The organism is Acinetobacter equi (assembly GCF_001307195.1).
GTDB classification, from domain to species: Bacteria; Pseudomonadota; Gammaproteobacteria; order Pseudomonadales; family Moraxellaceae; genus Acinetobacter; species Acinetobacter equi.
In genome coordinates, this window is the sequence record NZ_CP012808.1 from 2054139 (window position 1) to 2080227 (window position 26089).

21 protein-coding genes are annotated in these 26089 nt (G+C 35.6%); 3 read left to right on the forward strand and 18 right to left on the reverse strand.

Translation table 11 applies throughout. From position 1 onward, the window contains the following. Positions 1–29: 29 nt before the first annotated feature. Both AOY20_RS09790 and rpsU read right to left on the reverse strand, forming a co-directional pair. A complete protein-coding gene (locus AOY20_RS09790) occupies positions 30–476 on the reverse strand; it encodes a GatB/YqeY domain-containing protein (RefSeq protein ID WP_054581682.1) in 447 nt (148 codons plus the stop codon). A gap of 33 nt (positions 477–509) precedes the next feature. Further along, on the reverse strand, positions 510–725 hold the full coding sequence (gene rpsU / locus AOY20_RS09795; protein WP_054581683.1) for a 30S ribosomal protein S21: 216 nt from the start codon (positions 723–725) through the stop codon (positions 510–512). Positions 726–871: 146 nt separating this feature from the next. Between rpsU and tsaD the strand changes: the two genes are divergently transcribed. Next, positions 872–1897: a tRNA (adenosine(37)-N6)-threonylcarbamoyltransferase complex transferase subunit TsaD gene (tsaD, locus tag AOY20_RS09800; protein ID WP_054581684.1), complete on the forward strand. Its 1026-nt coding sequence runs from the start codon at positions 872–874 to the stop codon at positions 1895–1897. A gap of 197 nt (positions 1898–2094) precedes the next feature. Continuing rightward, positions 2095–3318, forward strand: coding sequence for an acyl-CoA dehydrogenase family protein (locus AOY20_RS09805; protein WP_054581685.1), 1224 nt, complete (start codon positions 2095–2097; stop codon positions 3316–3318). A 182-nt stretch (positions 3319–3500) separates the two neighbouring features. On the opposite strand, the gene AOY20_RS09810 is transcribed toward AOY20_RS09805, so the two are convergent. Together AOY20_RS09810 and mutS are read right to left on the reverse strand one after the other, a co-directional pair. Next, positions 3501–3860 (reverse strand): hypothetical protein, encoded by a 360-nt coding sequence (locus AOY20_RS09810; protein ID WP_054581686.1) that lies wholly within the window; start codon positions 3858–3860, stop codon positions 3501–3503. Positions 3861–3961: 101 nt separating this feature from the next. After that, positions 3962–6589 (reverse strand): DNA mismatch repair protein MutS, encoded by a 2628-nt coding sequence (gene mutS, locus AOY20_RS09815; RefSeq protein WP_054581687.1) that lies wholly within the window; start codon positions 6587–6589, stop codon positions 3962–3964. A gap of 441 nt (positions 6590–7030) precedes the next feature. On the opposite strand from mutS, the gene AOY20_RS09820 reads away from it, so the two are divergent. Further along, positions 7031–7780: an outer membrane protein gene (locus tag AOY20_RS09820; RefSeq protein WP_054581688.1), complete on the forward strand. Its 750-nt coding sequence runs from the start codon at positions 7031–7033 to the stop codon at positions 7778–7780. Between the two features lie 71 nt (positions 7781–7851). Here AOY20_RS09820 and AOY20_RS09825 read toward each other — a convergent pair whose 3' ends face one another. The 14 genes from AOY20_RS09825 to prmA form a co-directional block, all read right to left on the reverse strand. Further along, complete coding sequence (locus AOY20_RS09825) at positions 7852–9873, reverse strand: esterase/lipase family protein (RefSeq protein WP_054581689.1); 2022 nt, start codon at positions 9871–9873, stop codon at positions 7852–7854. Positions 9874–9993: 120 nt separating this feature from the next. Next, on the reverse strand, positions 9994–10869 hold the full coding sequence (locus AOY20_RS09830; protein WP_054581690.1) for an ABUW_2363 family tetratricopeptide repeat lipoprotein: 876 nt from the start codon (positions 10867–10869) through the stop codon (positions 9994–9996). A 110-nt stretch (positions 10870–10979) separates the two neighbouring features. Further along, on the reverse strand, positions 10980–11786 hold the full coding sequence (gene cysE / locus AOY20_RS09835; protein WP_054581691.1) for a serine O-acetyltransferase: 807 nt from the start codon (positions 11784–11786) through the stop codon (positions 10980–10982). Beyond that, on the reverse strand, positions 11786–12631 hold the full coding sequence (locus AOY20_RS09840; protein ID WP_054582582.1) for an RNA methyltransferase: 846 nt from the start codon (positions 12629–12631) through the stop codon (positions 11786–11788). Before AOY20_RS09840 ends, cysE begins: the two co-directional genes overlap by 1 nt. 25 nt (positions 12632–12656) lie before the next feature. Beyond that, positions 12657–16226 carry a DNA polymerase III subunit alpha gene (dnaE, locus tag AOY20_RS09845; RefSeq protein WP_054581692.1) on the reverse strand — a complete coding sequence of 1190 codons (3570 nt, stop codon included), beginning with the start codon at positions 16224–16226 and terminating at the stop codon, positions 12657–12659. A 293-nt stretch (positions 16227–16519) separates the two neighbouring features. Further along, positions 16520–17032, reverse strand: coding sequence for a hypothetical protein (locus tag AOY20_RS09850; protein WP_054581693.1), 513 nt, complete (start codon positions 17030–17032; stop codon positions 16520–16522). Positions 17033–17131: 99 nt separating this feature from the next. Beyond that, complete coding sequence (locus AOY20_RS09855; RefSeq protein WP_054581694.1) at positions 17132–17827, reverse strand: methionine ABC transporter permease; 696 nt, start codon at positions 17825–17827, stop codon at positions 17132–17134. Further along, the gene (locus AOY20_RS09860) at positions 17827–18852 is read right to left on the reverse strand and encodes a methionine ABC transporter ATP-binding protein (RefSeq protein WP_054581695.1); all 1026 of its coding nucleotides are present in this window, start codon (positions 18850–18852) and stop codon (positions 17827–17829) included. The genes AOY20_RS09855 and AOY20_RS09860 overlap by 1 nt, the downstream gene beginning before the upstream one ends. A gap of 320 nt (positions 18853–19172) precedes the next feature. Then, entirely contained in the window at positions 19173–20048 is an 876-nt protein-coding gene (locus AOY20_RS09865) for a MetQ/NlpA family ABC transporter substrate-binding protein (protein ID WP_054581696.1), read from the reverse strand. Between the two features lie 425 nt (positions 20049–20473). Then, complete coding sequence (purD, locus tag AOY20_RS09870) at positions 20474–21757, reverse strand: phosphoribosylamine--glycine ligase (RefSeq protein ID WP_054581697.1); 1284 nt, start codon at positions 21755–21757, stop codon at positions 20474–20476. Positions 21758–21893: 136 nt separating this feature from the next. Beyond that, positions 21894–23468, reverse strand: a complete 1575-nt coding sequence (gene purH / locus AOY20_RS09875; protein WP_054581698.1) for a bifunctional phosphoribosylaminoimidazolecarboxamide formyltransferase/IMP cyclohydrolase — start codon at positions 23466–23468, stop codon at positions 21894–21896. A 99-nt stretch (positions 23469–23567) separates the two neighbouring features. Continuing rightward, on the reverse strand, positions 23568–23837 hold the full coding sequence (gene fis / locus AOY20_RS09880) for a DNA-binding transcriptional regulator Fis (protein ID WP_001086304.1): 270 nt from the start codon (positions 23835–23837) through the stop codon (positions 23568–23570). Between the two features lie 382 nt (positions 23838–24219). After that, positions 24220–25068 carry a DUF3426 domain-containing protein gene (locus AOY20_RS09885; protein WP_081403383.1) on the reverse strand — a complete coding sequence of 283 codons (849 nt, stop codon included), beginning with the start codon at positions 25066–25068 and terminating at the stop codon, positions 24220–24222. Between the two features lie 15 nt (positions 25069–25083). Next, positions 25084–25986: a 50S ribosomal protein L11 methyltransferase gene (gene prmA / locus AOY20_RS09890; protein WP_054581700.1), complete on the reverse strand. Its 903-nt coding sequence runs from the start codon at positions 25984–25986 to the stop codon at positions 25084–25086. Between the last annotated feature and the right edge of the window lie 103 nt (positions 25987–26089).

The following is a 26089-nucleotide window of genomic DNA, read 5'->3' on the forward strand; positions in this document are numbered from 1 at the left end:
AGTTCAACGTAATTTTGATTTAGATGAAATTAAGCAAGCTTTGCTTTAATTTTTGCAGAAACTTGAGCAGGATCGGCGCGCCCGGCTATGAGCGGACGCAGAGAGTTCATCACCTTACCCATATCTTTCATGCTAGTAGCTTCTTGCGCAGCAATAGTTTGCGCAATGATGGAATCAAGCTCTTCCTCAGTCATAGCTTCTGGTAGAAATTGAGATAAAACATCAACTTCAGCTTGTTCCTTACTAGCTAAATCTTCACGACCAGCACCTTCAAAGGCTTTGATCGATTCTTTACGTTGTTTTATTTGCTTTTCAATGACCGCAAGAACTTGTTGATCATTAAGTTCAATACGATCATCGACTTCAATTTGCTTAATTGCCGCTTGCAGACTACGTATGACCGTCAACTTATCCATTTCTTTAGCACGCATTGTTGCTTTTAAAACTTCAGTTATTTGGTTTTTTAAAGTAGTCATTATTTATTCCAAGCAGTCAATCACAAATTAATCTTAGTAAAGGCGTGTAGTACGAATTGATTCGCGAGCCAATTTCTTTTGGTAACGTTTAACAGCAGCAGCTTTTTTACGTTTACGCTCTTGAGTTGGTTTTTCGTAGAATTCACGTTTACGAACGTCAGCTAAAACACCTGCTTTTTCGCAAGAACGTTTAAAACGACGGATAGCTACGTCTACTGGTTCGCCTTCTTTCAATTTAACTTGTGGCATGAAGAATCCTCATTAAGTTATGGATAAGATCTCAGGCGAAATTGCCTTCGATCACAAGTGAAGGTCAGTATTTTACTCATTTACATCTCATACCACAAGTCTATAATAGTAAGTGCATAAAATTGATATAGGTTATAGGCAGTTTAATGATCGTTTTGGGCTTAGAAACTTCGTGTGATGAGACTGGACTTGCATTGTATGACAGTGAGCAAGGGTTGCGCGGACAAGTACTGTACAGCCAGATTAAACTGCATGCAGAATATGGTGGTGTAGTTCCTGAATTAGCATCACGAGATCATGTTCGTAAGTTAATTCCATTAATTAATCAACTACTTGAGCAAAGTGGTGTGAAGAAATCTGAAATTGATGCAGTGGCGTATACACGCGGACCAGGCTTAATGGGTGCATTAATGACAGGTGCTTTATTTGGGCGCACTTTAGCTTTTGCGTTAAATAAGCCAGCGATTGGGGTACATCATATGGAAGGACATATGCTGGCACCACTTTTATCAAAAACTCCTCCAAAATTTCCATTTGTTGCTCTTTTAGTCTCAGGTGGACACTCTCAACTCATGGCAGCTTATGGAATTGGTCAATATGAGTTATTGGGTGAGTCGATTGATGATGCGGCAGGAGAAGCATTTGATAAAGTAGCAAAAATGATGGGACTTCCATATCCAGGTGGTCCAAATATTTCTAAACTTGCAGAAAATGGCGATCCTAATGCATTTGCATTTCCCCGTCCAATGCTACATCAAGATTTAACTTTTTCATTTAGTGGATTGAAAACAGCAGTTTCTGTACAAATGAAAAAACTAAATGGTGAGAATCGTGATGCAGATATTGCGGCTAGTTTCCAAGAAGCAATTGTAGATACTTTAGTTAAAAAATCTGTAAAAGCACTGAAACAAACTGGTTTAAAACGCTTAGTTATTGCTGGTGGTGTGAGTGCAAATAAACGTTTACGTGAACGTTTAGAAGCAGATTTAGCTAAAATTAAAGCAACTGTTTATTATGCAGAGCCTGCGCTTTGTACAGATAATGGAGCGATGATTGCTTTTGCTGGTTATCAGCGTTTAAAAGCAGGTCAACATGATGGTTTAGCTGTTACAACGACACCACGGTGGCCAATGACAGAATTGAAAAATCCAAATGAAATTGAATCAGCTTAGTTTTTGAATGATTTAGTTTGATTAAAAAAGAGGCTTAATGCCTCTTTTTTTTATGTAAATTTTAATCAATAGATATTCATTAAAAAGATATCTAAAAAAGTTAATAACTAAGCATTTTTGTTTTCTTTTGATTTTATAAAATTAAAAATAATCTGTTTGCTATTCATATGTATATTTTTAAATATTGAGGGCATACGATGACTGTATTTATTGATCCAAGTCAAAATAAAATTAATCGAAAGTATGATTATATTCAAAGCCAAGAGTTTATAGATTTTCTTAATTTTTTGGAAGAAGATGCTGCTGAAAGGCAAAGAGGTGGTGGTGCTGCACCGTATAAGGCAGTTGAATATATAAAAAAAATCAAATTAGGTGCATTACGTTTGCCAGTGGAATTAGGTGGTAAGGGACTAAGTATTGAAGAGTTATTTAAAGTTTTTATTGAAATAGCACAATTTGATAATGACATTCCACAAATTTTACGTTCACATTTTCAGTTTGTAGAAGATCTTTTACGTTCAAATCATGAAGAATTTCAGAGCTATTGGATTGAAAAAATTTTGCAAGGTCAAATTATTGGCAATGCTTTCACTGAGCCTGTGAGTGCAGCTGTTGTTGGCAATGGTGAATATCACACTAAGTTGGTTCAAGTAAATGGCAACTATGAAGTTTCTGGAACTAAAATATTTTCAACAGGCACATTGTATGCAGATTATGTCTCGATTCGTGTTAATGATGAGCAAGGTCAATCTTTATCGGTAATTGTTCCTACAGACCGTGAAGGTGTAACACGATTAGATGATTGGGATGGAATTGGACAAAAATTTACAGCCAGTGGAACAACAACCTTTGAACATGTAAAAGTATATAAGCATGAAATTTATAGTGTTTTAGCAGAACAAGTAAAATTTAAACCATTCACACAATTGCTATTACATTCAATTGTTGCGGGAATTGTAAAAGCAATTTCGCGAGAAGCCATAGAGTTGGTACAAAAAAGACAACGAACATTTGTTTATGCTGTGAGTCAAGCACCGCAGAAAGATCCTTTATTATTGGAAACAGTAGGGGAAATTGCAGCATCTGCTTATATTATTGAGAATGCTGTATTAAATGCAGCACATGCACAAGATTGCGCATTTAAAAGTACAGTCAATGGTGTGACAGATTATGCCTTAAGTCATCAGGCAGCATTAGAAGCTTCTCTGGTCAAAATTGCGATTGAGCCTTTAGCATTAAAAGCAGCAGGTCAGTTGTTTGATGTTACAGGTGCTTCATCTACACGATTAAAATATGATTTAGACCGTCATTGGCGCAATATTCGTACATTGGCCTCTCATAATCCTGCTCAATTTAAAGCATATGCTGTTGGGAATTTATTAGTAAATCAAGTCGATTTACCAAATAATGTATATTTTTGATGATAAATAGCGTATTTAAAAAATTATGATCGATTTCCTCTCTAATTGTAGCGAGGAAATTGAGAAAATTTGATATTCTAAAGTTTGATTGTTGATAACGTTACAATGTGAAAATATTTAAAGAGAAAATTATTTATCCACAAATAAAAAACCACCCGAAGGTGGTTGGATTAAACATATTTTTATTTTTTTAGTAAACGCATAAGGGTGAGATTAATCAAAATTCCAAATTGCAGTAATAAAAAACTAGCACCTAAAAACTTCCAAAGCTGTTGAGGAATTTGCTTAAAAACATCTAAAAACAAAGCAATAAAAGCAACAATAATCAATGCTAAAATAGTTGAGTGAATATATTTATTAGGTGCTGCTTTATGTGCAAGAAAATAACCTATCACGACAAATCCAGTAAAAAATGTAGGATTAATAATCGCTTCAAGCTGTTGTTTATCTAAAAATTGATAACCAATCATGGTCATAGCAAAGACCACAAGAATCATTGCAAAAAGTAAGCTGATGCCAAAGGCAAAATATTTAAAATTCATAAGTCATACAAGCTACGTAATTAAAGAGACTGTAAGGGAAAGGTGCATATTTGCAAAGTATTTTTAGCCTAGCCACTAAAATTTAGGCTAGGCAAACTGATTTAAGCTTTTAATTGCTCTTTTAAAGCATAGAGCTGTTCTAGAGCTTGTCTTGGCGTTAAGTTGTCAACATCAATTGATTTTAATAACTCTAATGCAGCTGAAGGTTTTTCAACTTCAATAATGTGTTCTATAACATCAGGTTCCTGATTTGAAAACAAATCATTTTGAACAGCAGTATTTACATTTTTGTGCTGTTGTTTTTCTAAAATTTTTAAACGATTTTGTGCATCTTTAATGACGTTGGCTGGAATGCCTGCAAGTTTAGCAACTTGTAAACCATGACTCTGACTTGCAGGTCCAGCTTGAACTTTATGCAACAAAATTAGATTGCCATTGAGTTCTTTTGCCGTCACATGATAATTATCAATTCCTACTTCCTTACCTAACTCTGTAAGTTCAAAGTAGTGTGTTGCAAATAAGCATAAGCATTTAATGCGTTTTGCTAAATCAAGTACACATGCCCAAGCTAAAGATAAGCCATCATAAGTACTTGTACCTCGTCCAACTTCATCCATTAATACGAGAGATTGATTGGTTGCATGATGAAGAATTTGTGATGTTTCAGTCATTTCAACCATGAAGGTTGATTTACCTGTAGATAAATCATCGGCAGAACCAATACGGGTAAAGATACGATCAATTGGTCCAATGGTTGCTGTTTGAGCTGGCACAAAACTGCCGCAATATGCCAATAATGTGATGAGCGCTGTTTGTCTCATGAACGTTGATTTACCTCCCATGTTTGGCCCAGTCACAATGGCTAAACGATGGTTAAAGTCGAGGGTCGTATCATTGGGTGTAAATGCAGACTTACTTAACGATTCTACAACGGGATGACGACCTGCTTGAATTTTTACACCAATTTCAGGGCTAAATTCAGGACGTGCCCAATTTTTAAGGCGAGCTTGATGGGCAAAGTTAGCAATTAAGTCAATTTGTGCAATCGCGCTACTCATCATTTGTAAGTTTGCGATATCGGTGCGTAGCTCATCAAGAAGCATTTCAAAGAGCATTTTTTCACGTGCTAAAGCACGAGATTCACTTGATAATACTTTATCTTCAAAAGATTTTAATTCAGGTGTGATATAGCGTTCAGCATTTTTAAGCGTCTGTCTACGAATGTAATGATCAGGTGCCTGAGCAGCTTGTCCACGTGTAAGCTCAATATAGTAGCCACTCACACGGTTATAGCCAATTTTTAAGGTATTAATACCTGTTGCTTCACGCTCTTGAATTTCTAAATCAATTAAAAATTGTCCAGCATGATCACGAATTTTACGTAGTTCATCAAGTTCTGTATCGAAACCTTCTGCAATTACATTACCATCACGTAAAAGCACAGGTGGATTTTCAACAATCGCTGACATTAAGCGTTGATGCAGACCGTTAAAATCGCCTAATTCTTCATTCAGTTGCTGAATTAAATCAACGGATTCATTTTGAAGAATAGGTTGAAGTGCATGACGTAAATATGGAATTTGAGCACAAGCTTGACGAAGCTGGACTAAATCACGCGGACGAGCACTGCCTAATGCTACACGGCTCAACACACGTTCAATATCGCCAATTTCTTTAAGGACTAAGCGAATAGGTGATTCATGGTAACCTTTGACCATGCTCTGAATAGCATCTAAACGGGCATCTAAAATTTTAGTATCACGTAATGGTTGCATGAGCGTACGACTCAGTAAACGACTACCCATTGCAGTTTGGCAATCATTAATCAGCTGAAATAAAGATGTGCCATGCTCAAATAGAGGATCAATAAGTTCAAGATTACGACGAGTAACAGGATCTAATGCAATAAAGTCTGTGCTTTGTTCTAATTGTATTGAGCGAATATGGGGAAGGGCTGTTTTTTGGGTTTCTTTTGCATAATGAATAAGTGATGCAGCAGCAGCTTTGGCTAAAGGAAGGTGGTCTATACCAAAACCAGAAAGAGTAGAAACTGAAAGCTGATCACATAAAGTTTTTTGTGCGTTATTTAAGTTAAAGTCAACGTTTGGGCGTTTCGTGACAGGACATTCAATTTGTCTTTTGATTTGCTCAATAATATTTTGATCAACAATATCTTCATCAATTAAAATTTCGCTTGGCATAAGTCGTGCCAATTCAATCATTAATTGTTCAGGTTGATAATCTTGTTGTTGGACCTTGAAAATACTCGCACTTAAATCGAGTAGTGCAATACCGATTTGATTTTGTTGAATGCATAAAGCAACTAAATTTGAAGTTTGGTGTGCATTGAGTAAGGCATCATCGGTTAATGTACCTGGTGTAATAATACGAACAACACCACGTTCAACAGGTCCTTTTCCTGTTACTTCCCCTAGTTGCTCACAGATAACAACAGTTTCCCCTTTTTTCACAAGGCGTGCTAAATAACCTTCTGCTGCATGAAAAGGTACACCTGCCATTGGAATAGGTTCACCATTGGCTTTACCACGATGTGTTAAGGTAATACCTAAAAGTTTTGCTGCTTTATGAGCATCTTCAAAAAATAGTTCATAGAAATCTCCCATACGATAAAACATCAAAGAATGAGGATGTTGTACTTTTACGGACATGTACTGTTGCATCATTGGCGTAAGTGTTGAGAAGTCAGTCATGTTTGCCGCAAGGTTCATGTATGGGGAGTCCTGTATATTCGTCAATTATAAAAATCAAAGTTGAATTATAAGTAAATGTAAATTAGGCGTGCAATTCATCTTCGTGTGTAATTTTAGCAAAAAACCAAAACAGAAAGATAAGTTATTCTTTAAATTCTTATTTGCTTAATTACTAGAAGTTATCAGTATGCATTGAATAATATTACTTAAAGGTAAATTATGAGTAATTAGTTTAGACGGTTCTAAAGGATGATACATTTTTTTAAATTTACATATTTTTTTGTGATTTATTTTTTAAAAAAATAAAATATATTAAAAAAAATTACAATAAATATTAAATATTAAATTAAATTTACTAAAATTAACATTTATGTGATAAATGTATTGTTTTTGTGTTGAAATTTATATTTAATGGTCGCGTGGATAATTTTCACGCCAAACAATTAGGAAAATATGAATATGAAAAAATTAGTACTTTTAGCGACTGTTTTTGGTGCTTTTTCAGCGGCTCATGCTGATCAATATATTTCAGCAAAATTAGGTGCTTCAATTGTTAAGTCTGATTTAAGTGTTTATTCTGAGGAATATGATCTTGAAGCTCCTGCATTGCTGGGTAATGCATATGCATCTGATAAAGAAAAAGATACTGTAATCAATGCTTCAATTGCTTATGGTTGGGCACTTGAGTCACTACCGGTACGTGCAGAATTAGAATATACATTCCGTGGCAAAGCTGATGCTAATGGCACAACAAATCGTGCGTATTTTAATGGTTTGGGTGATGTGTATACATACGGTACTGCAGATGCTACAGTTAAATCGCAAAGCTTAATGGCAAATGTATATTACGATTTTAAAAATACATCTGATTTTACACCATACGTATCAGCAGGGGTTGGTGCGGCTTTCAATAAATTAGATGTAACTGAATATCAAACTGGCTTAGATGGCTCTGCATCTGCTAATGATAAAAAAACTGATTTCGCTTGGTCGATTGGTGCAGGCGTAAGTTATGCTCTAGATAAAGATTTGGCTCTTGATCTTGGATACCGTTATGTAGACTTAGGTAAAGTGAATGCTTTAACGGTAGCGCCTTGGTATAGTTCTTATGATGGTGGTGTTACAAGTTTTGTTGGTGCAACAGCATCTGATTACGAAGCAAAATTAAAAAGCCATGACTTTTCTATCGGTCTTCGTTACAAATTCTAATTTTGATATTTAAAGAAAAATTAAAAAAGCCAAGTTATCTTGGCTTTTTTATATATTAAGGTTTGAAATTTTTATTTGGACTTTAATTTTAATTCATCTAAATGCAAATGAAGAATACGTCTTAACTCAAGAACAGCTTCAGGTGTTTCTTGAATAGAATGACCACCATGAATAATTTTTTCAGACAAAGCATTATCTAAATGAGCGCTTGTGTAGGGAACAATACCATCTGTTATCACGGATGGATCTGAACTTTTTGTGATATTTCCCATAATGCTATGAAATTTTAGTTCTTTGTAAGGCTGAATATCTTTTGTTATTTTTGTGAAGTCTGAGTTTTTACTTAAATCACTTGGACCATTTTGAATGAGACCATGATTAATATCTTTACTTAGATCTTTAATGTTAATTTCACCTTGTAAAGTATCTGCAAATGCACTTAAAAAAGCACCTGGTAATCGAATGATTTTTCGTAGTGCAAGCGTAAACCATCTGTCTGCATAAGATGTACCACGATGAGGTGCTGAAAGAAAGATCGCACGGCTAAAATTTGGAATGGGCTCCATATTTAAGCGTGCCTGAAATAAAGGATCTGTCTCAATTTGTGCTTCATATTTTTTATTATTCACCACTTCAATCGCTTTATTTTTAATATCGGCTTTACTCACAAGTAAACGAGCAATAATACCCCCCATACTATGACCTACCAATACAGCATCTTTGTAAGCTGAATCTTGGGGATCTACTAATTCAAATCCTTGTTGAATGATGGCATTGATTTGATAACGACTTTCCAAAATAGGCATATTAGTTGAATAAAAAACTTGCCATATTTGATAATGATCACGCAAAATGCTATCCCCCATAATATCATTCGTAAGGCGAATCCAAGCTTCAGGGCTACTTGCTAAACCATGAACTAAAACAACAACTTTTTTATTTGGGTTGTATGGTTCTAGCATATATAAATGAGGCATGGTGAGATTTTGATCTCGATCAATGAGTGATAAATATGCTGCTTTATTAAGGTTATTTGCAGCTAACCATGAACCATAAGGTGCGGAAAAGTTAGCAGCAAGTGGGTAGGTTTTATTTTCAATCTCTGTTTGATCGTATAAATATGGATTAAAAATTTTTAATTGAAATTCAGTTTGATTTAAAACATCTTCTTTTGTTGCGGGTTTTGAAGGTTCAGCAGTAATGGTTGTTGCTAAATATCGTGCTGTATGTAAGTTTGGATTTATGCCTTCAGGATATTGGTAATTTAAAGGATCGACAATATACTTTGTTTTTTCACCTAAATCATTTTTTTTATCATCTGAAAGCTCAAATAAAAATTCAGAACCAAAACCATCACGGCGTGTAATTGAGCGTAAACCTGAAAAATTAAGATTATAGCTTGGGGCTAGTTGTTCAATTGATTCTCCAGTTTTGGATTTCAGCATATGTGAATTTTCATAATTCACTTTATAGACACTGTCACCCATTTTAAGCTCGTGAATTGTCTCTTTAGGGCTATGGCGCTCAGTATAAGATTGTACAAGTTTAGCAATCGCTTGATTGTAAAAATCACGAATTTGTACTTGTCTGTTATCAAAAATTCGATCTTCAGGTTTTCGTTCAGTTTTAAATAAGTAGGCATAACTATAGCGAATACTTTTGTCTAGCATAGAAAGTTGTTCATCTAAGCATTTTTGATAGTTTTCTAATTCTAATGCTTGTTTTTCTTGTGATCTATGGCTGATTAATAAACTTTTCTTGCAGCTTGAAGTGTCAGCCAATGCTTGTGCTTTTGCAAGATATAGTTCACTTGCTGTAGATAAAAGTATTTCATCTTGAATTTCAGGTATTTGATGAAGATCTGTTACGCATTCATTGGGATTATCTGTGCAAAATTTAGGATCTTTTCCAGCCATTGATAGCACATTTAGACTTGCTTCACTGAGTTTATTCCGTGAAATAATGCTTTCACGCTCATTTGCGATACTGACATTTAAAGCTTGTTGTTTAACACTAACGACTTGGCATCCAGTATTAAATAATGCAGTACTTAACATACTAAATATTGCTAGATTCTTTAATGGATTAGTCATGGTAATGTCTGAAAGAGATGCTTGAATTCATAATACGGTGATTCTTTGATATTTCAATTGTAGAAATGAAAAAAAGATCATGTAATGATCTTTTTTTCATATAACAATAAAAATTTATCGTTATTTTTGTGGCAATATTTGCCAAACATTCCAACGATTTTTTGTTTGAATTTCTTTGGTTAAACGATCAACGACTTGTGCTTCTTGTGGATATTTTACTTTGTAATTGTTGAGCATTTGAATAGCACTTTTCTTTTGCTCTAAAGCTAAATAATTATTTACAGATACAAGATAAGCTTCCTGAACTCCACCTTTCATTGCTTTCTCTAAATAAGGAATAGCTTCTTTTTGTCCACCGCCTTCAGATAAGCCAAAACCAAACCAAAAGTTTGTTTCTGGGTCATTTTTATCCATTTTTAGTAAGCGCTGAGCATAAGTCATCGATTTTGTTGTATATGCTGATCCTAAATCTAGATTTCGACCAAGTACACTTGCTTTAAATGCGCGAATTAACACATCAAAAGAGGCGTTATCATTTGCAGCTAAGCCATCAAGTTGTGTGCTGACTTGTCTAAGTTTACGTTCTAATCCACGGCGTTCTTGGCGATTTGTATAACGAGGTGGGTAGTGTCGAGCTTGCCCTTCAATTGTTTGCAATAATGCATCAATTTCAGTGACATCTAATTCATTATTACCAGCAGATGTTGCATATTTTAATGAACGAGATTTGCTATTCACTGTTGGAATAATTAAAAGATTTTTTGCAGAAGAGTTCTTTGCTTGAGATGCTGCTTGGATTAAATCAACTTCAAAAACTGGTGGAGCAGTATAGTCAAATGGATTATATGAATAGAACGGTGCTGATAAAGCAGGTTCAGTAAATATAATAGGATCCTTTTTAGAAACTGTTGTTGATGGCTTTTTTATTTCCTGAGTAACGCAGGCAGATAAAATTGAAGCGCTAAGTATGGCCATTGCCCAAGGCTTAAACATGATGTTGGTCTTCCATTAATTTTTTTTCAATACAATGTCGTGCATGTTAGTCAGTCTAGGAAATGTCTGACTAACATGCAAGTGAAAGGATGTTAAATCAAGTGAAATATAGCTTATGCTTTTGATTGTTGGCTTTGAGCTTCACATTCACGTCTTACATCTTCGATGATCTTTAGTTCTTCTTGGCTAAAAGGTTGTTCTTTAAGCTGTTGTTTCTTAAATGTAGGGTCAAGCAACGATAAGCGTTGGCAAAGCGTATTCATACGTTTTTCATTGTGCTGAATACGATCTAGTAGCACACGCATGCCATCTAACACTGGATCTGATTGATCTTGTGTTGCAGCATAAGGTTGGAAGCCAATACTTTCAGCATAATCACGAAGACGTTCTTCCTCATCTTTAGGTTTATCTTTTGTGATAAAGCGTGCAGCACTGCCTACTGCAGTTGTATTTGGGGGAACTTCTTTAGTTACAACTGCATTTGAACCAATTTTAGAATTTTTACCAACGGTAAATGGACCTAAAATTTTAGCACCAGCTCCGACAATAACACCATCTTCAAGTGTTGGATGGCGTTTACCTTTATTCCATGTGGTGCCACCAAGCGTTACGCCATGATAAAGCGTAACATCATCACCGATTTCAGCAGTTTCCCCAATAACAACGCCCATGCCATGATCGATAAAGAAGCGTTTGCCGATTTTTGCACCAGGATGAATTTCAATGCCTGTTGCAAAACGACTGAAAGAGGATAATAAGCGAGCAGATCCTTTACAGTCCTTTTTCCATAATTCATGAGCAAAACGATGCATAATTAGTGCATGAATGCCAGGATAAGTTGTTAGGACTTCAAGAGTGTTTCGTGCAGCGGGATCGCGCGCGAAGACAGCTTGGATATCTTCTTTGAGCTGTTTAAGCATTACTGAGGATCCTTTTCCTGATCAATTTTTTCAGTTTTTTTCCATGAGCCGTTATTCAGTGCCTGTACACGACTAAAAATACCACGAAGTAGATGATATTCCATACGATCTAATTGTATACGTCCAAATAGACGACGCAAGCGTAATGGTAATAATCTTGGGTTTTGGGGATCTAAAAATTCAATATCAGCTAACATTTTTTCAATATGAGGATAAAACTGTTCCATTTGTTCGTGCGTGACAAGAGGCTCATCCCATTGCATGTCTTCAGTTTCAGTCACGTGCATTGTTGCATTAGGATCAACTTCTTTGCCAACAAGATCCATTGCTGCCATACGCATTTCGTAACAAATCACTTGAATCGCTTGAGCAACATTAAGTACGCCATAATCACTATTTACAGGAATAGTGACATGATAGTTTGCTAGAGCAAGCTCTTCATTGGTTAATCCACGATCTTCACGGCCAAAGACAATGGCAATTTCTTGTTGATGATTCACAACAGCATCTAAAGATTTTTCAGCTGCAGGGCGAGCATCAAGCAAAGGCCAAGGAATTGTACGACTACGCGCACTTGTTCCAAAAACAAGATGACAATCTTTAATGGCTTCTTCAAGTGTTTCAACGATTTGGATTTTTTCGATTAAATCCGTTGCACCAGCTGCTAGGGCATCAATATCTGGGTGAGGGTAGGTTTTAGGCGCAACCAAAACTAACTGAGATAATCCCATCGTTTTCATTGCACGTAATGCACTACCAATATTTGCTGGTAAAGTGGTATTCACCATGACAATACGCACATGGGAGAGATGTGCCGATACCGTAGCATTGTCAACTTGACTCATAATTTGTCCAAAGTTTAATTTTAAATTAAGAATATTGATTAATATTCGTCTGATATAAGTCCATGGCATCATCCATAGACACACCTTCAGGAGGTGGTGGGATGTAAGCAGGTTTTGCTTCGTTGTAACTTACGGCTTTTGCTGCTTTAGATTTTACATGGTATTCGATGTAAATCGCTTCTTTACCAAAGTAATCGCGTAATTTTATGAGTACTTCATCGAGTGGAGCAACTTTCCAAGCTAGACCTAAATGAATTTCTGTTGTTGCATAAGGGAAATCAGCATGTAAATGAACAGGGATATGTGTACTCATATCAACATTGGTATAAGGCTGTAATATTGTAGCTAAATCTTTAGCCAATGTTTTATTCATGTGTTCATTTGATAGCTTAATTTGAATGCTATTTGCTCTTTTTTGGCGAATTTCATTAATACTAAAAGCTTTGGTTAAGCGACCTAGAGGGCGGTCAAAACCTTCACGTTCATAAATTTCACCTTCAATAACAATAACTTCTTCATTTTTAATAATGTCTTTAAAACGTTGGAATCGCTCATGATTAGACGAAACTTCAATACGCGCAGTACCATCATCTAAAGTGATCATCATTCGGTTAGGGAAGTTTGCGACATCAACCACCAAGCCTGCAAATACAGTTGTGACACCACGACGTGTAGGTGTTAACTCATTAATACGATGGGGAATAAATGATTTTAATTCAGGACGATAAACATCAATAGGATGTCCTGTTAAATATAAACCTAAAGTATCTTTTTCACCTTTTAAACGAACTTCATCTGCCCAAGGCTTTACAGGTTTAGCAGGTTTGCGTTGAAGCTCTTCAACTTCACCAAATAAATCCATAATTCCTGTTTCACGGTTTTGACGTGCTTGATCAGCCGCTTGTACGGCTTCAGGTAATTGAGCCATTAAGTCAGCACGTTCAATACCTAAACAATCGAGAGCGCCTGCACGAATAAGTGCTTCTAAAGTTCGCTTATTAATTTTCTTTAAATCGATTCTATGACAGAAATCAAATAAATCACGGTATGGACCATCTTTTTGACGTGACTCAATGACAGACTGCATTGCGGCTTCACCCACACCTTTAATGGCACCCAGACCATACACAATCGTTTTTGGATCACTTGCATGGAATTGATACAAAGACATGTTGACTGAAGGAGGTAATACTTCAATGTTATTATTACGACAGTCATCAATTAAAAATACTACGTTATCGGTATTTTGCATTTCCGATGACATAACTGCTGACAAAAATTCAGCAGGATAATGCGCTTTAAGCCAAGCTGTTTGGTAAGCAACTAAAGCATAGGCAGCAGCATGTGATTTGTTAAAACCATAGCCTGCAAACTTTTCCATATAGTCAAAAATATGGTTAGCTGTAGCTTCATCAATATCTTTTTTAGCAGCACCTTCAATGAAAATTTGACGCTGCTTGACCATTTCTTCTGGTTTTTTCTTACCCATTGCACGACGGAGTAAGTCTGCGCCACCGAGCGTGTATCCAGCACAGAATTGTGCAGATTGCATTACCTGTTCTTGGTAAACCATAATTCCGTAAGTAGGTTCTAATACTTTTTCAAGTAATGGATGTAAATATTCGAACGCGCCACCGTGCATACGATGAATAAAGTCAGGAATAAGATCCATTGGACCTGGACGATATAATGATACAAAGGCAATAATTTCTTCGAATTTACTTGGGCGTGCTTCTTTCAGCATTTTTTTCATGCCCACGGATTCAAACTGGAAGACCGCCGTGGTATTTGCTGATGCGAAAATATCGTATGCAGCAGGATCATCTAGTGGAATATATGAAATATTAACGGGTTCTGAAACATCTTGACGTGCATTAATATGTTTAATGGCATCTTCAATTACCGTTAAGTTACGCAAGCCTAAGAAGTCGAATTTAACCAGACCTGCTGATTCGACATCATCTTTGTCAAATTGCGCAACACGTGCTGTACCATCGGCATCACACATGACTGCTGAATAGTCTGTAAGTTTTGTTGGTGCAATAACAACACCACCAGCATGTTTACCTGTGTTTCGTGTAATCCCTTCAAGTTTAAGTGCCATTTCCCAAATTTCAGCGGCATCATCATTATCAGGGTTAGATGGGTTGGTAACGATATCTTTAAGTTGTGGTTCAGCTTCAATGGATTCTTCCAAACTTAAACCCAATGGTTTTGTTGGAATCATTTTAGAAATACGATCAGCTAAACCATAAGATTTACCTAGAACACGTGCAACATCTCGAATTGCACCTTTTGCAGCCATGGTTCCAAATGTTGCAATTTGCGATACTGCATCACGACCATATGTTCGTGCTACGTAATCAATAACACGGTCACGACCTGCGATACAGAAATCGACGTCGAAATCGGGCATTGATACACGTTCAGGGTTTAAGAAACGTTCGAAGAGTAAGTCGTAACGTAATGGATCAAGATCGGTGATTTTTAAACTGTATGCAACTAAAGAACCTGCACCAGAACCACGACCAGGTCCAACAGGGACACCGTTACCTTTTGACCACTGAATGAAGTCCATGACAATTAAGAAATAGCCGGGGAATCCCATGTCAAGAATAATTTTAATCTCAAATGCGAGACGTTCATCATAAGGTTTACGAATGTCTGCCCAATCATCGCCACGTTTGGCAACTGGATATAAAAAGTTTAGACGTTCTTCTAAGCCTTCTTCACATAAATGAGCGAAGTAGGTGTCAATGGTATGACCTTCAGGAATTGGATAATCGGGAAGATCATGGAAACCTAAACGAAGTGTGACATTACAACGTTTGGCAATATGGTAAGTGTTTTCAATAGCAGTAGGAATGTCTTTGAAAAGCTCAGACATTTCTTCGCCTGTCTTGAAATATTGTTCAGGACTATAGTGTTTTGGACGACGGCTATCACCTAAAACATAACCATCTGCAATACATACACGTGCTTCGTGAGCTTCATAATCATCACGTTTAATAAAGTGCACATCGTTATGTGCAACAACACCAATATTATATTTTTTAGCTAATAAAACAGCTTCATGGATAAAGTCTTCTTCACCAGGACGATCAGTTCGTGTAAGGGCTAAATAAACACGATTACCAAATTTTTCGATCCATTCTTCAAGTAGAGGTTCGGCTTTTTGTGGATTTGACGAGCAAAGCATTTTCCCGACATCGCTATGCATACCAAGAAGAATAATAAGATCCTGATTTCTTTCTAAAACCCATTTCTTTTTAACACAAGGAATATCTAATTGTTGACCACTGATATAACCTTCAGATACTAACTCTGTCAGGTTTCTCCAGCCTTTATTCGTCATAGATAATAAAGTTGCTCGATGCTCAGCGTCATTAAGACGAATTGTTGCACCTAGAATAGGTTTAATTCCTTTATCTAATGCTTTTTTATAAAACTTTACGGCAGCATGGAGGTTAGACAAGTCTGTTAAGGCCAGAGCGGGCATTGCTTCATTTGCAGCAGCTTTAATTAAATCAGGTATCCTTACGATAGATTCCGTAATTGAAAATTCTGTTTGAATACCAAGATGAACAAAGTGCATAAATGAGTCCCTGCAAAAACCATTGGCTAGTTTAACATGGCAAATGTCAAAGGGGATGTAATTGATATCATTTGATGAATATTTATCAATGAATATTGAATTCTATTTTATCTATGTTTGAATAAAAAAGAAAAAATGTGAATTTTATTGAAGGTAAACTTTGAGGAGAACGTATTTTATTTGAGTCTTTAAGTAAACTGTAAATTTATTTCAAACTATAAATTGTGTTTTAGTTAGACAGTGGATACATGAAAAATGTATCCACTGTTTAGTCATGTCATGAAAGTAAAAAGCTACTCTGAATGTGGTATTTGAGGAACTTTTTGTTGAATTAAACCTAAAAGATATTGAGCTTCTGCTGTATCTAAATTACTTCCGAAAGAATAAGTTTTAAAGCCAACCTCAATGAGAATTGAGCTAGAAATACCATTTTCATTATTGTTCAATGAAAGTTTATTAATTTGATTCAATCCAAAGCGTATTTTTTTTCCAATACCTAAAGTTGAGTCTTGTAAAGTCATTTCATAGTTGGAGATGGAAAATTTTTCTTGCCCAAACAAAGACCAGAGAACAATTTTTATTGCATATAATCCACCAATAGTCCAACCCACCAACCAAGCAATGAGGAAAAAATTATCAAAACTTTCTAATTTTTTCACTTCATTAATGGCAGACACTTCTCCGAAGTACCATCCGCCTAACCATGTACATAAAAATAAGATGGAGAAAAAGTTTTTATTAGATGGAATAGAAATTTTTAGACCATTGAAGTCTTGTTTGATTTTAGCTTTGCCGTTGTTATACATTTTATAATGTTTTCTTTTAAGATAATTTACAATTATAGAAATAACGAATAAAAAATTAAGCCCAATGATGGGCTTAATGATTATAATTGGTAGACCAACTTATCGCATTCTTGATAACCATTCACCAAGCATTTGTACAATCTGTACCAATACCAATAAAACAATAACAGTTAAAATAACGACACTTGTATCAAAACGCTGATAACCATAAGAAATTGCAAGGTCACCAATACCACCCGCACCTACAGCACCTGCCATAGCAGTTGCACCAATGAGGCTAATTGTTGCTGTTGTTAAATTCAGAATTAAAGAGCTACGTGCTTCAGGAATAATAAATTTAAAAATAATCTGAAGTGGAGTTGCACCCATTGCTTGAGCAGATTCAATAATCCCTTCATTGACTTCTAAAAGTGATGTTTCAACTAAACGACCAATGTATGGTCCAACATAAATTGTTAAAGGAACAATAGCAGCCCATGTGCCAATTGATGTGCCTACAATGAATTTAGTTAAAGGAATTACAGCAATTAATAAAATAATGAAGGGTAGAGAACGTAACGCATTCACAATTGGATTTAAGCCATAATAAATCACTTTATTTGGTAAAATACCTTGTGGACGTGTAACCACTAAAATGATGCCCTGAACAATTCCCCAAATACAGCCGAATAGCATTGCAAAGAAAACCATATTGAAGGTTTCTTGTAATGCAGTGACGAATTGTTCTATAGATAGAGAACTTGTCCAATACGGTGCTGTAAGTTGAGTCAGCCACTGAACAATTAAATCTTTCATTATTGTGCAACTCCAGATTGTTCAACAGAAACACCATTTTCTTGTAAGAAGTGAATGGCTTGTTCAATTATTGAAGAATCACCTAATAATTGAATAAACATTTGACCTATTACTGTGCCATTAATTTCAGTCATATTTGCAAATAAAATATTTAAGCTGATATCAAATTTCTTAATTACAGCTTGTATGACAGTTTCTTGTGCAGAATTTCCTAAGAATTTTAAGCAATAAATACTATTATGATTTTGATTCTCTAAATTGCTTAAAATATTAATTGGTAATTGCTGTTGTAATACAGTTTGAATAAATGTTTTCGTCGTTGGGTGTTGAGGCTGACTGAAAATTTCAAGTGTTGAGCCTGATTCAATAACTTTGCCTTGTTCCATGACAGCAACATAATCGCAAACTGATTCAATAACATCCATTTCATGAGTCACCATGACAATGGTAATGCCTTGCTCTTTATTAATTTTCTTTAATAAAGCTAAAACAGATTTTGTTGTTTGTGGATCAAGCGCAGAGGTAGCTTCATCACATAGTAAAATTTTTGGATGATTTGCAAGTGCACGAGCAATACCAACACGTTGCTTTTGACCACCTGAAAGCTCATCAGGGTAGGCGTTACGCTTATGCTTTAAGTCAATAAATTCAAGTAATTCTTCTAGGCGTTTTTCTCTTTCAGCTTTACTAAAACCTAAAAGTTTAAGCGGCATTTCAATATTTGCAGCAACTGTTTTTGTTGCTAATAAATTGAAGTGCTGAAAAATCATACCAATATTGGCACGCTCTTTACGCAATTGACTTGCACTTAGTGAAGTGAAATCCGTTTGATTAATAATTACTTGACCTTGATTAGGACGTTCTAATAAATTAATCAAACGAATTAAAGTACTTTTACCTGCACCGCTATAACCAATAATTCCAAAAATGCTGCCATCTGGAATTTCAAGGTTAATATTATCAAGAGCACGGATCGTCTGACCGTTCAATTGGTAATGTTTAGAAATGTTTTTAAATTCAATCATAACGTCAAAACTAACCAAAATTAAAAAAACAGGTAAATGCCTTCACCTGTTTTAAAGATAATGACAATTCTATCTTACTCTTTAGATGGTGTTAAAGAGTTAAATTTTTTATTTATTACAACTTTAGCTATTGGGAAATTTTATTATAAACAGTATTTGTGATTTTAGCTTGCGGTAGGGTTTTAAATTGTTTTCAATATGAGTAGGTTATCAGTTGATTTTGTGTTGAAATATTTATTTTCTAATTTTTTCAATATCGCTTGTGATAAAAAAGCCCACTAGAGAGCAGGCTTTTTAATTGGCTAGAAAATCATGAAAGATTATTTAGCGTTAGTAAATTCACTTACAGGTTTATTAACGGCAACTTTAGTTCCATCAAATTTTTCAGTAATAAATTGCTGAACTTTAGGTAAATGATAAAGTTCACCTAATTTAGCTAAAGTAGGGTCATTTTTATTTGCTTCACTTACACCAAGTAAGTTCACATAAAGCGCTGTACTTTGGTCAATAGGCTCACGGAAAACAGAATCTTTTAATACATTTAAGCCGCCTTCAAGCGCTAATGTATTACCAAGAACAATAGCATCTACGTCATCTTTAACACGAACAGCAGTTGTCATTTGAACTGGCTTAAGCTTTAAGTTTTTAGGATTTTCAACGATATCGTTCGTTGTACCGCTACCTAAATTGAAATCTGGTTTTAGTTTAATTAAACCAGCAGATTGTAATAATGAAAGTGCACGTGCTTCATTTGCAGTGTCATTTGGAATTGCAATTGTTGCGCCATTAGGGAATTGGTCAACCGATTTAATTTTATCGTTTGCGTAAATACCCATTGGTTCTAAGTATGTTGTCGCAATTGCATGAATTTGATCTTTATTTGATTCATTGTATGCAGCTAAATAGTTAAATGATTGGAATGCATTTACATCCATTTCACCACTTGCGACAGATGTGTTAAGCACCACATAGTCATTTAAAGTTTTTACATCTAAATCAATACCTGCTTCTTTTGTTTCAGGTAAAGATGCAATGTATTTCCAAATATCAACGTCAGGACCAGTAGATGCTAAGCGGACTTTACGTAATTCTGATGATGAAGCGGTATCTTGTGTGGCTTCTTGAGCTGGTTGTTTTGAACAGGCACTAAGAAGAACAACAAAAAACGCTAAGCCTAAACCAAGTAGTTTTTTCATGAAACATCCTATGTAAATTTGCAATAATTTACAGTCACGGGTTATTTGAGAGAATAGGGCTAAACGGTATTCATTAAAACGTGAATACACGAATTATATGGGCAGTGAGTCAAAACAAAATTTTGTTTTTAGTCACTATTTGTTGTATGCATCATAACAATAAATAGTTATTCGATATAGTGAATAAAATATGATTTCTTTTCACAATTATACATAAGTAATATTTTATGTATTTTATAATACATTGATAAATAATATATTATTAAATTGTGCGATTTAAAAAGAGAGGAACTTTTATGAGGATATATGCTTATAAGAATTTTTCTTATTTAAATATAAAAAATAGATATAAATGAAAATAGCCAATTTGACTATGATAAAAAACCCGCATTAAGCGGGTTTTTTATGAATACATTTATAACGACTTAAGCATTTTCACGAGCAATTGCGCGGTAACCAATATCTTTGCGATATTGAACACCATCGAAAGTTACTTTTTCACATAACTCTAATGCTTTTGCTTGAGCCTCACCAATTGTATTGCCAAGTGCTGTTACGCAAAGTACACGACCACCAGCAGTCACAATGTCACCATTTTCACGAGCTTTGGTTCCTGCATGGAAAACTTTAGCATCGGTCATTTGTGTATCTAAACCAGAAATGATATCACCATTACTTGAAGTCTCAGGGTAGCCACGAGATGCAAGTACAATACCTACAGTTTTACGCCCATCCCACTCAGCTTCAGTTGGTAATTTACCTTCTAAGCCAGCTTGAACTAAATCAACTAAAGATGATTTTAAGCGCATCATAATCGGCTGCGTTTCTGGATCACCAAAACGACAGTTAAATTCGATTACTTTTGGTTGACCTTGTTCATCAATCATCAAGCCTGCATATAAGAAACCGGTATATACATGACCGTCTTTTTTCATACCTTCAACGGTAGGACGCATCACTTCATTCATTGTTTTTTCAAAAACATCTGAAGTTACAACAGGAGCAGGAGAGTATGCGCCCATACCACCCGTGTTTGGACCTTGATCACCTTCAAAAATACGTTTATGGTCTTGTGACGTTGCCATTGGTAAAATGTTGTCGCCATCAATCATACAAATAAATGATGCTTCTTCACCTGCAAGGAACTCTTCGATCACAACACGAGAACCAGCATTACCAAATTTATTGCCTGCAAGCATATCGTCAATTGCATCAAATGCTTCTTGATTCGTCATTGCAACAATAACGCCTTTACCTGCTGCAAGACCATCTGCCTTAATAACGATAGGTGCACCATTTTTTTCAACAAATGCTTTGGCTGCATTTACTTCTGTAAATACATCATAGAAAGCAGTTGGAATATTGTGGCGTTTTAAGAAATGTTTAGCGAAAGCTTTTGAGCCTTCTAATTGTGCAGCAAATTGAGTTGGTCCCCAAACTTTGACACCTGCTTCACGACATGCATCTACAACACCATTTACAAGAGGTGCTTCTGGACCAACAATAATTAAATCAACCGCATTGTTTTTTGCAAAATTAATAATGGCAGGGTTATCTAAAATATTTAAAGCGACATTTTCACATTTATCTTCGGTTGCAGTGCCTGCATTACCTGGGGCGACAAATACTTTTGCGACTTGATCGTCTTGTGCGATTTTCCATGCAAATGCATGTTCACGGCCGCCATTACCTAAAACTAAAATGTTCATCTTTAGAAAATCCCTCGAAAATGAAATTCCACAAACCCAATGAGGCTTAAATTTTTACATCAAAATAAATGATGCTAAGACGTTTTGAACGTAACATACCCTCCTTTGAAAGGAGGGCATGTTTATATTTTATAAATTAGTGGCGGAAGTGACGCATGCCAGTGAAGACCATTGCGATACCAGCTTCATCAGCAGCAGCAATTGTTTCTTCATCACGCATAGAACCACCTGGTTGGATAATACATTTAATACCTGCTTTAGCAGCATTATCAATACCATCACGGAATGGGAAGAATGCGTCAGATGCCATTACTGCACCTTCCACAACAAGACCTGCATGTTCTGCTTTAATTGCTGCAATACGAGCAGAGTTTACGCGGCTCATTTGACCTGCGCCTACACCAATTGTTTGACGGTTTTTCGCATAAACAATCGCGTTAGACTTCACGTATTTTGCAACTTTCCAAGCAAAAATCATGTCGTCAATTTCTTGTTCAGTTGGAGCACGTTTAGTCACAACTTTAAGGTCGTCTTTAGTGATCATGCCTAAGTCTTGATCTTGAACAAGTAAACCACCGTTTACGCGTTTGTAATCAAGTTGAGCTGCACGTGCATCAATTGCTGGAAGTTCACCACATACAAGTACGCGGACATTTTTCTTCGCGCCAGTCACTTCAAGTACACCTTCAGCAATACTTGGTGCAATGATGACTTCTACAAATTGACGATCTACAATTGCTTGAGCAGTTTCGACATCTAATTCACGGTTAAATGCAATGATGCCACCAAATGCAGATTCAGGATCTGTTGCATAAGCAAGATCATAAGCAGCTTTAATGCCGTCTAGAGAAACAGCAACACCACATGGATTTGCATGTTTAACAATTACACAGGCAGGTTTTGCAAAAGATTTTACACATTCAAGTGCTGCATCTGTATCTGCAATATTGTTGTAAGATAATTCCTTACCTTGTAATTGTTTTGCAGTTGAAACAGATGCTTCAGTTGCAGTTGATTCTACATAGAATGCAGCAGATTGATGCGGGTTTTCACCGTAACGTAAATCTTGAACTTTATTTAATTGTGTATTGAATGTACGTGCAAATTTGTCAGCTTGACCTTCTTCTTTACCTACACGAGCGCCTAAGTAAGATGCGATCATACCGTCATATTGAGCAGTGTGTTCAAATGCTTTAACAGCTAGGTCAAAACGTGTTTCGTAAGACAATGCACCATTTGCTTTTAATTCATCAATAACTGTTGCATAGTCAGATGCATTTACCACAATCCCTACAGATGCATGGTTTTTTGCAGCAGCGCGAACCATTGTCGGACCACCGATGTCGATATTTTCAATCGCATCAGCAAGTGAACAGTTTGGTTTAGCAACTGTTGCAGCAAAAGGGTATAAGTTAACAATAACTAAATCGATTGCATCAATATTGTGCTCAGCCATTACTTGTTCGTCTAGACCACGACGAGCAAGGATTCCTCCATGAATTTTTGGATGAAGCGTTTTTACACGGCCGTCCATCATCTCTGGAAAACCTGTATGCTCAGAAACTTCAACTACAGCAACATTATTGTCTTTCAACAATTTGTATGTGCCGCCAGTAGATAAGATTTCTACCCCAAGAGCAACAAGGTTTTGGGCGAATTCGACAATACCAGTTTTGTCTGATACAGAGATTAAAGCGCGTTTAATAGTCATGATCTTTGTCACAGTCACAGTTATTAACAGATAAAAACAATTTTGGCAAAAATTGCAGGTTAAAAAAAATGCCTGCGGAAGCCGCAAGCATTTTATCATTTATTCACTCATTAAACCGTGAGCTTTTAACTTTTTACGTAAAGTTCCACGGTTCAGTCCGAGAATCTCGGCAGCGCGTGTTTGATTACCACGCGTATATTCTAGAACGACAGATAAAAGAGGTTTCTCCATTTCTGCTAGCACCATATCGTACACTTGTGATGGTTGCTCGCCTTGCAATTGTGCAAAGTAATGGCGAACTGCGCGATCTACGTGAATACGAAGAGCAACATCAGATTGTGCAGTAAAAATAGGAGATTTGCTATTCATGCGAATTAATCCGAAATCAGATATCACTAGGGTAAAGTGATATATCAATGTGGTCTATGAAATAAATGAACACCGCGTTTTAGATCCTAAAACTGGCGCTCTAAAACTGGTATATAGCTTGCCACATATCTTAGCATTGATCAAAAAATAAGCGTAACAATAGTTAAATATTTGTTACAGACCTATTTCAAACAAAAAAATCTACTTGATACGCTTTAATAATAAAGCGCATTGAGCGGATAAATTTTATTGTGAAATTAGCGAAGAGTTTGCAGCGTGAAGCTTTCGTGGCGCGTATGATACCATTCTTCAAGAAAAAGTGAGCAAGAAAAGTTCATTTTTTTTAATTTTTTTTAATTTTTTTAATAGGTTTTTCCAATCTTTATGGACGAATAATTTGTAAATCATAATGATCGAAGTTTTTTTCAGGCAAAGGAAGTGAAATGTCAAACATAAAAGGAGTATTAATGGGGATTCGTTTAATATTTTGTAAGCTAGGAATAAGGTATTCATCGGAAGTATAAATACGACTAAATACAATTTCTTTATTTTTAGTGAGGGTGAGTAATAATAATGGCATTGGCAAGCTACGATCATTTTGATTAATCAGTTCACCTATCAAATTTATGTTTGTATCCTCTTCGGAGTGTGTTTTTAGGCTACGGATGTTGATATAACTATATTGTTGTTCTAAGTCGGAGCAATTAATTAATCCGCAGAATTTAGTGAAAATTTGGTGAACAGAAGGGTTATCACTTAAAAATTTAGGGTTAAACATTAAGAGTTGAAAAAATAAGATTGAAATAAGAACTGAAGTTGTAAGTCCCCAAGTAATATAATAAGTCCTCTTAGCGGTCTGTTGACTTAGATTTAATTTTTCTTCTGCTAAATTTAGTGTGGGGATACTAGGAATTGCCTCTGTACTAAAATAGCTTAAATTATTTAAATAAGTTTCTAAGTCAATATTGGAGTGTTCTACTTTTTCATTAAAAATTTTTAAAAAATCTGAAGATGTTGTAATAATTTCTTGATTTGTATGTTTTATATGAATGTGTTGAGTATCGGGTAAATCAGTTTTTTGAGGTGTTGATAATTGAATTAAATGTAATAGCGCATTAAATTCACATAAGCATTTGGGACAACAAACCATGCCCTGGGCTACTGTAAGTTGAGCTACAGAAACTTTATAGATGCTTGAGCATTTAGGGCATTGGGTTGGTCTGTCTATCATATTTTAAATGAACTATTAATATTGTTGGCGCTTACCAGAAACTCGGCACCAATATTCATCGTGTTTAGTAATATCTAATATATCAAAAAACTCAGAATATACTTGAGAAACTTCATCAACTTGTTCGTTAATGATACCAGCAAGTGCAAATTCACCTTCAGGTTTGATGAGTGTGGCAAATTGTGGAGCAAGCATCATAAGAGGTCCTGCTAGGATGTTTGCAACAAATACATCTGCCTTTTGGTTTTGTAATGTTTCATAAAATTCATCAGGTAAACCAACATATAAATTTTCTGCAACGCCATTTAATGCTGCATTTTGTTCAGTGGCCAATACGGCTTGAGGATCAATATCTGTTGCGTATACTTTTTTAGCACCAAGTAATAATGCTGCAACAGCTAAAATTCCCGAACCACAGCCATAGTCAATGACGATTTTATCTTTCACATCAGTTTGACCAAGCCATTGTAGGCAAAGGAAAGTAGAAGCATGGTTACCTGTACCAAATGCAAGACCTGGATCAAGTTTTAAATTAACAGCATCAGCTTCTGGTGCTTCCATCCATTCAGGAACAATCCAAAATTTTTCGCTAATTTTAATGGGTTCATATGCATCCATCCAAGTGCGTTCCCATTCTTGGTCTTCAATGAACTCAAATTTTAATGGTACTTCAGGCATTTGAAGTTGAATAAATGTGATGATTGCATCGACATCAATTTCTTCATCGTCTTCTTGAGCATAAATACCAGTAACAATAACTTTGTTCCACAGCGGTGTTTCACCTGGAAGCGGTTCTAATAAATCCTGATTTTCAGCATCATCTAAAGTTACACTTACTGCACCTAAAGAGTTAAGTAGTGTTTCAGTAAAATCGACTTGAGCCTGATCAACAGTAATATGTATTTGTAACCACTTCACGAAAATAACCTAATCATTTTTTATTAAACGAGTATTGTAGCTGATCTATGCTCAAACATGGCAATTTTATTGGCAAATATCATGAATGATTTTTGAAAGTTAT

Excerpts from the sequence above, each read along its gene's own strand:
- AOY20_RS09885 (WP_081403383.1), bottom strand. The coding sequence starts at position 25,068 with ATGATAGACAGACCAACCCAATGCCCTAAATGCTCAAGCATCTATAAA.
- AOY20_RS09810 (WP_054581686.1), bottom strand. The coding sequence starts at position 3,860 with ATGAATTTTAAATATTTTGCCTTTGGCATCAGCTTACTTTTTGCAATG.
- fis (WP_001086304.1), bottom strand. The coding sequence starts at position 23,837 with ATGAATAGCAAATCTCCTATTTTTACTGCACAATCTGATGTTGCTCTT.
- purD (WP_054581697.1), bottom strand. The coding sequence starts at position 21,757 with ATGAACATTTTAGTTTTAGGTAATGGCGGCCGTGAACATGCATTTGCA.
- AOY20_RS09865 (WP_054581696.1), bottom strand. The coding sequence starts at position 20,048 with ATGAAAAAACTACTTGGTTTAGGCTTAGCGTTTTTTGTTGTTCTTCTT.
- cysE (WP_054581691.1), bottom strand. The coding sequence starts at position 11,786 with ATGCTTAAACAGCTCAAAGAAGATATCCAAGCTGTCTTCGCGCGCGAT.
- rpsU (WP_054581683.1), bottom strand. The coding sequence starts at position 725 with ATGCCACAAGTTAAATTGAAAGAAGGCGAACCAGTAGACGTAGCTATC.
- AOY20_RS09805 (WP_054581685.1), top strand. The coding sequence starts at position 2,095 with ATGACTGTATTTATTGATCCAAGTCAAAATAAAATTAATCGAAAGTAT.
- dnaE (WP_054581692.1), bottom strand. The coding sequence starts at position 16,226 with ATGCACTTTGTTCATCTTGGTATTCAAACAGAATTTTCAATTACGGAA.
- AOY20_RS09790 (WP_054581682.1), bottom strand. The coding sequence starts at position 476 with ATGACTACTTTAAAAAACCAAATAACTGAAGTTTTAAAAGCAACAATG.
- AOY20_RS09860 (WP_054581695.1), bottom strand. The coding sequence starts at position 18,852 with ATGATTGAATTTAAAAACATTTCTAAACATTACCAATTGAACGGTCAG.
- tsaD (WP_054581684.1), top strand. The coding sequence starts at position 872 with ATGATCGTTTTGGGCTTAGAAACTTCGTGTGATGAGACTGGACTTGCA.
- AOY20_RS09825 (WP_054581689.1), bottom strand. The coding sequence starts at position 9,873 with ATGACTAATCCATTAAAGAATCTAGCAATATTTAGTATGTTAAGTACT.
- AOY20_RS09855 (WP_054581694.1), bottom strand. The coding sequence starts at position 17,827 with ATGAAAGATTTAATTGTTCAGTGGCTGACTCAACTTACAGCACCGTAT.
- purH (WP_054581698.1), bottom strand. The coding sequence starts at position 23,468 with ATGACTATTAAACGCGCTTTAATCTCTGTATCAGACAAAACTGGTATT.
- AOY20_RS09840 (WP_054582582.1), bottom strand. The coding sequence starts at position 12,631 with ATGAGTCAAGTTGACAATGCTACGGTATCGGCACATCTCTCCCATGTG.
- AOY20_RS09820 (WP_054581688.1), top strand. The coding sequence starts at position 7,031 with ATGAAAAAATTAGTACTTTTAGCGACTGTTTTTGGTGCTTTTTCAGCG.
- AOY20_RS09850 (WP_054581693.1), bottom strand. The coding sequence starts at position 17,032 with ATGTATAACAACGGCAAAGCTAAAATCAAACAAGACTTCAATGGTCTA.
- mutS (WP_054581687.1), bottom strand. The coding sequence starts at position 6,589 with ATGAACCTTGCGGCAAACATGACTGACTTCTCAACACTTACGCCAATG.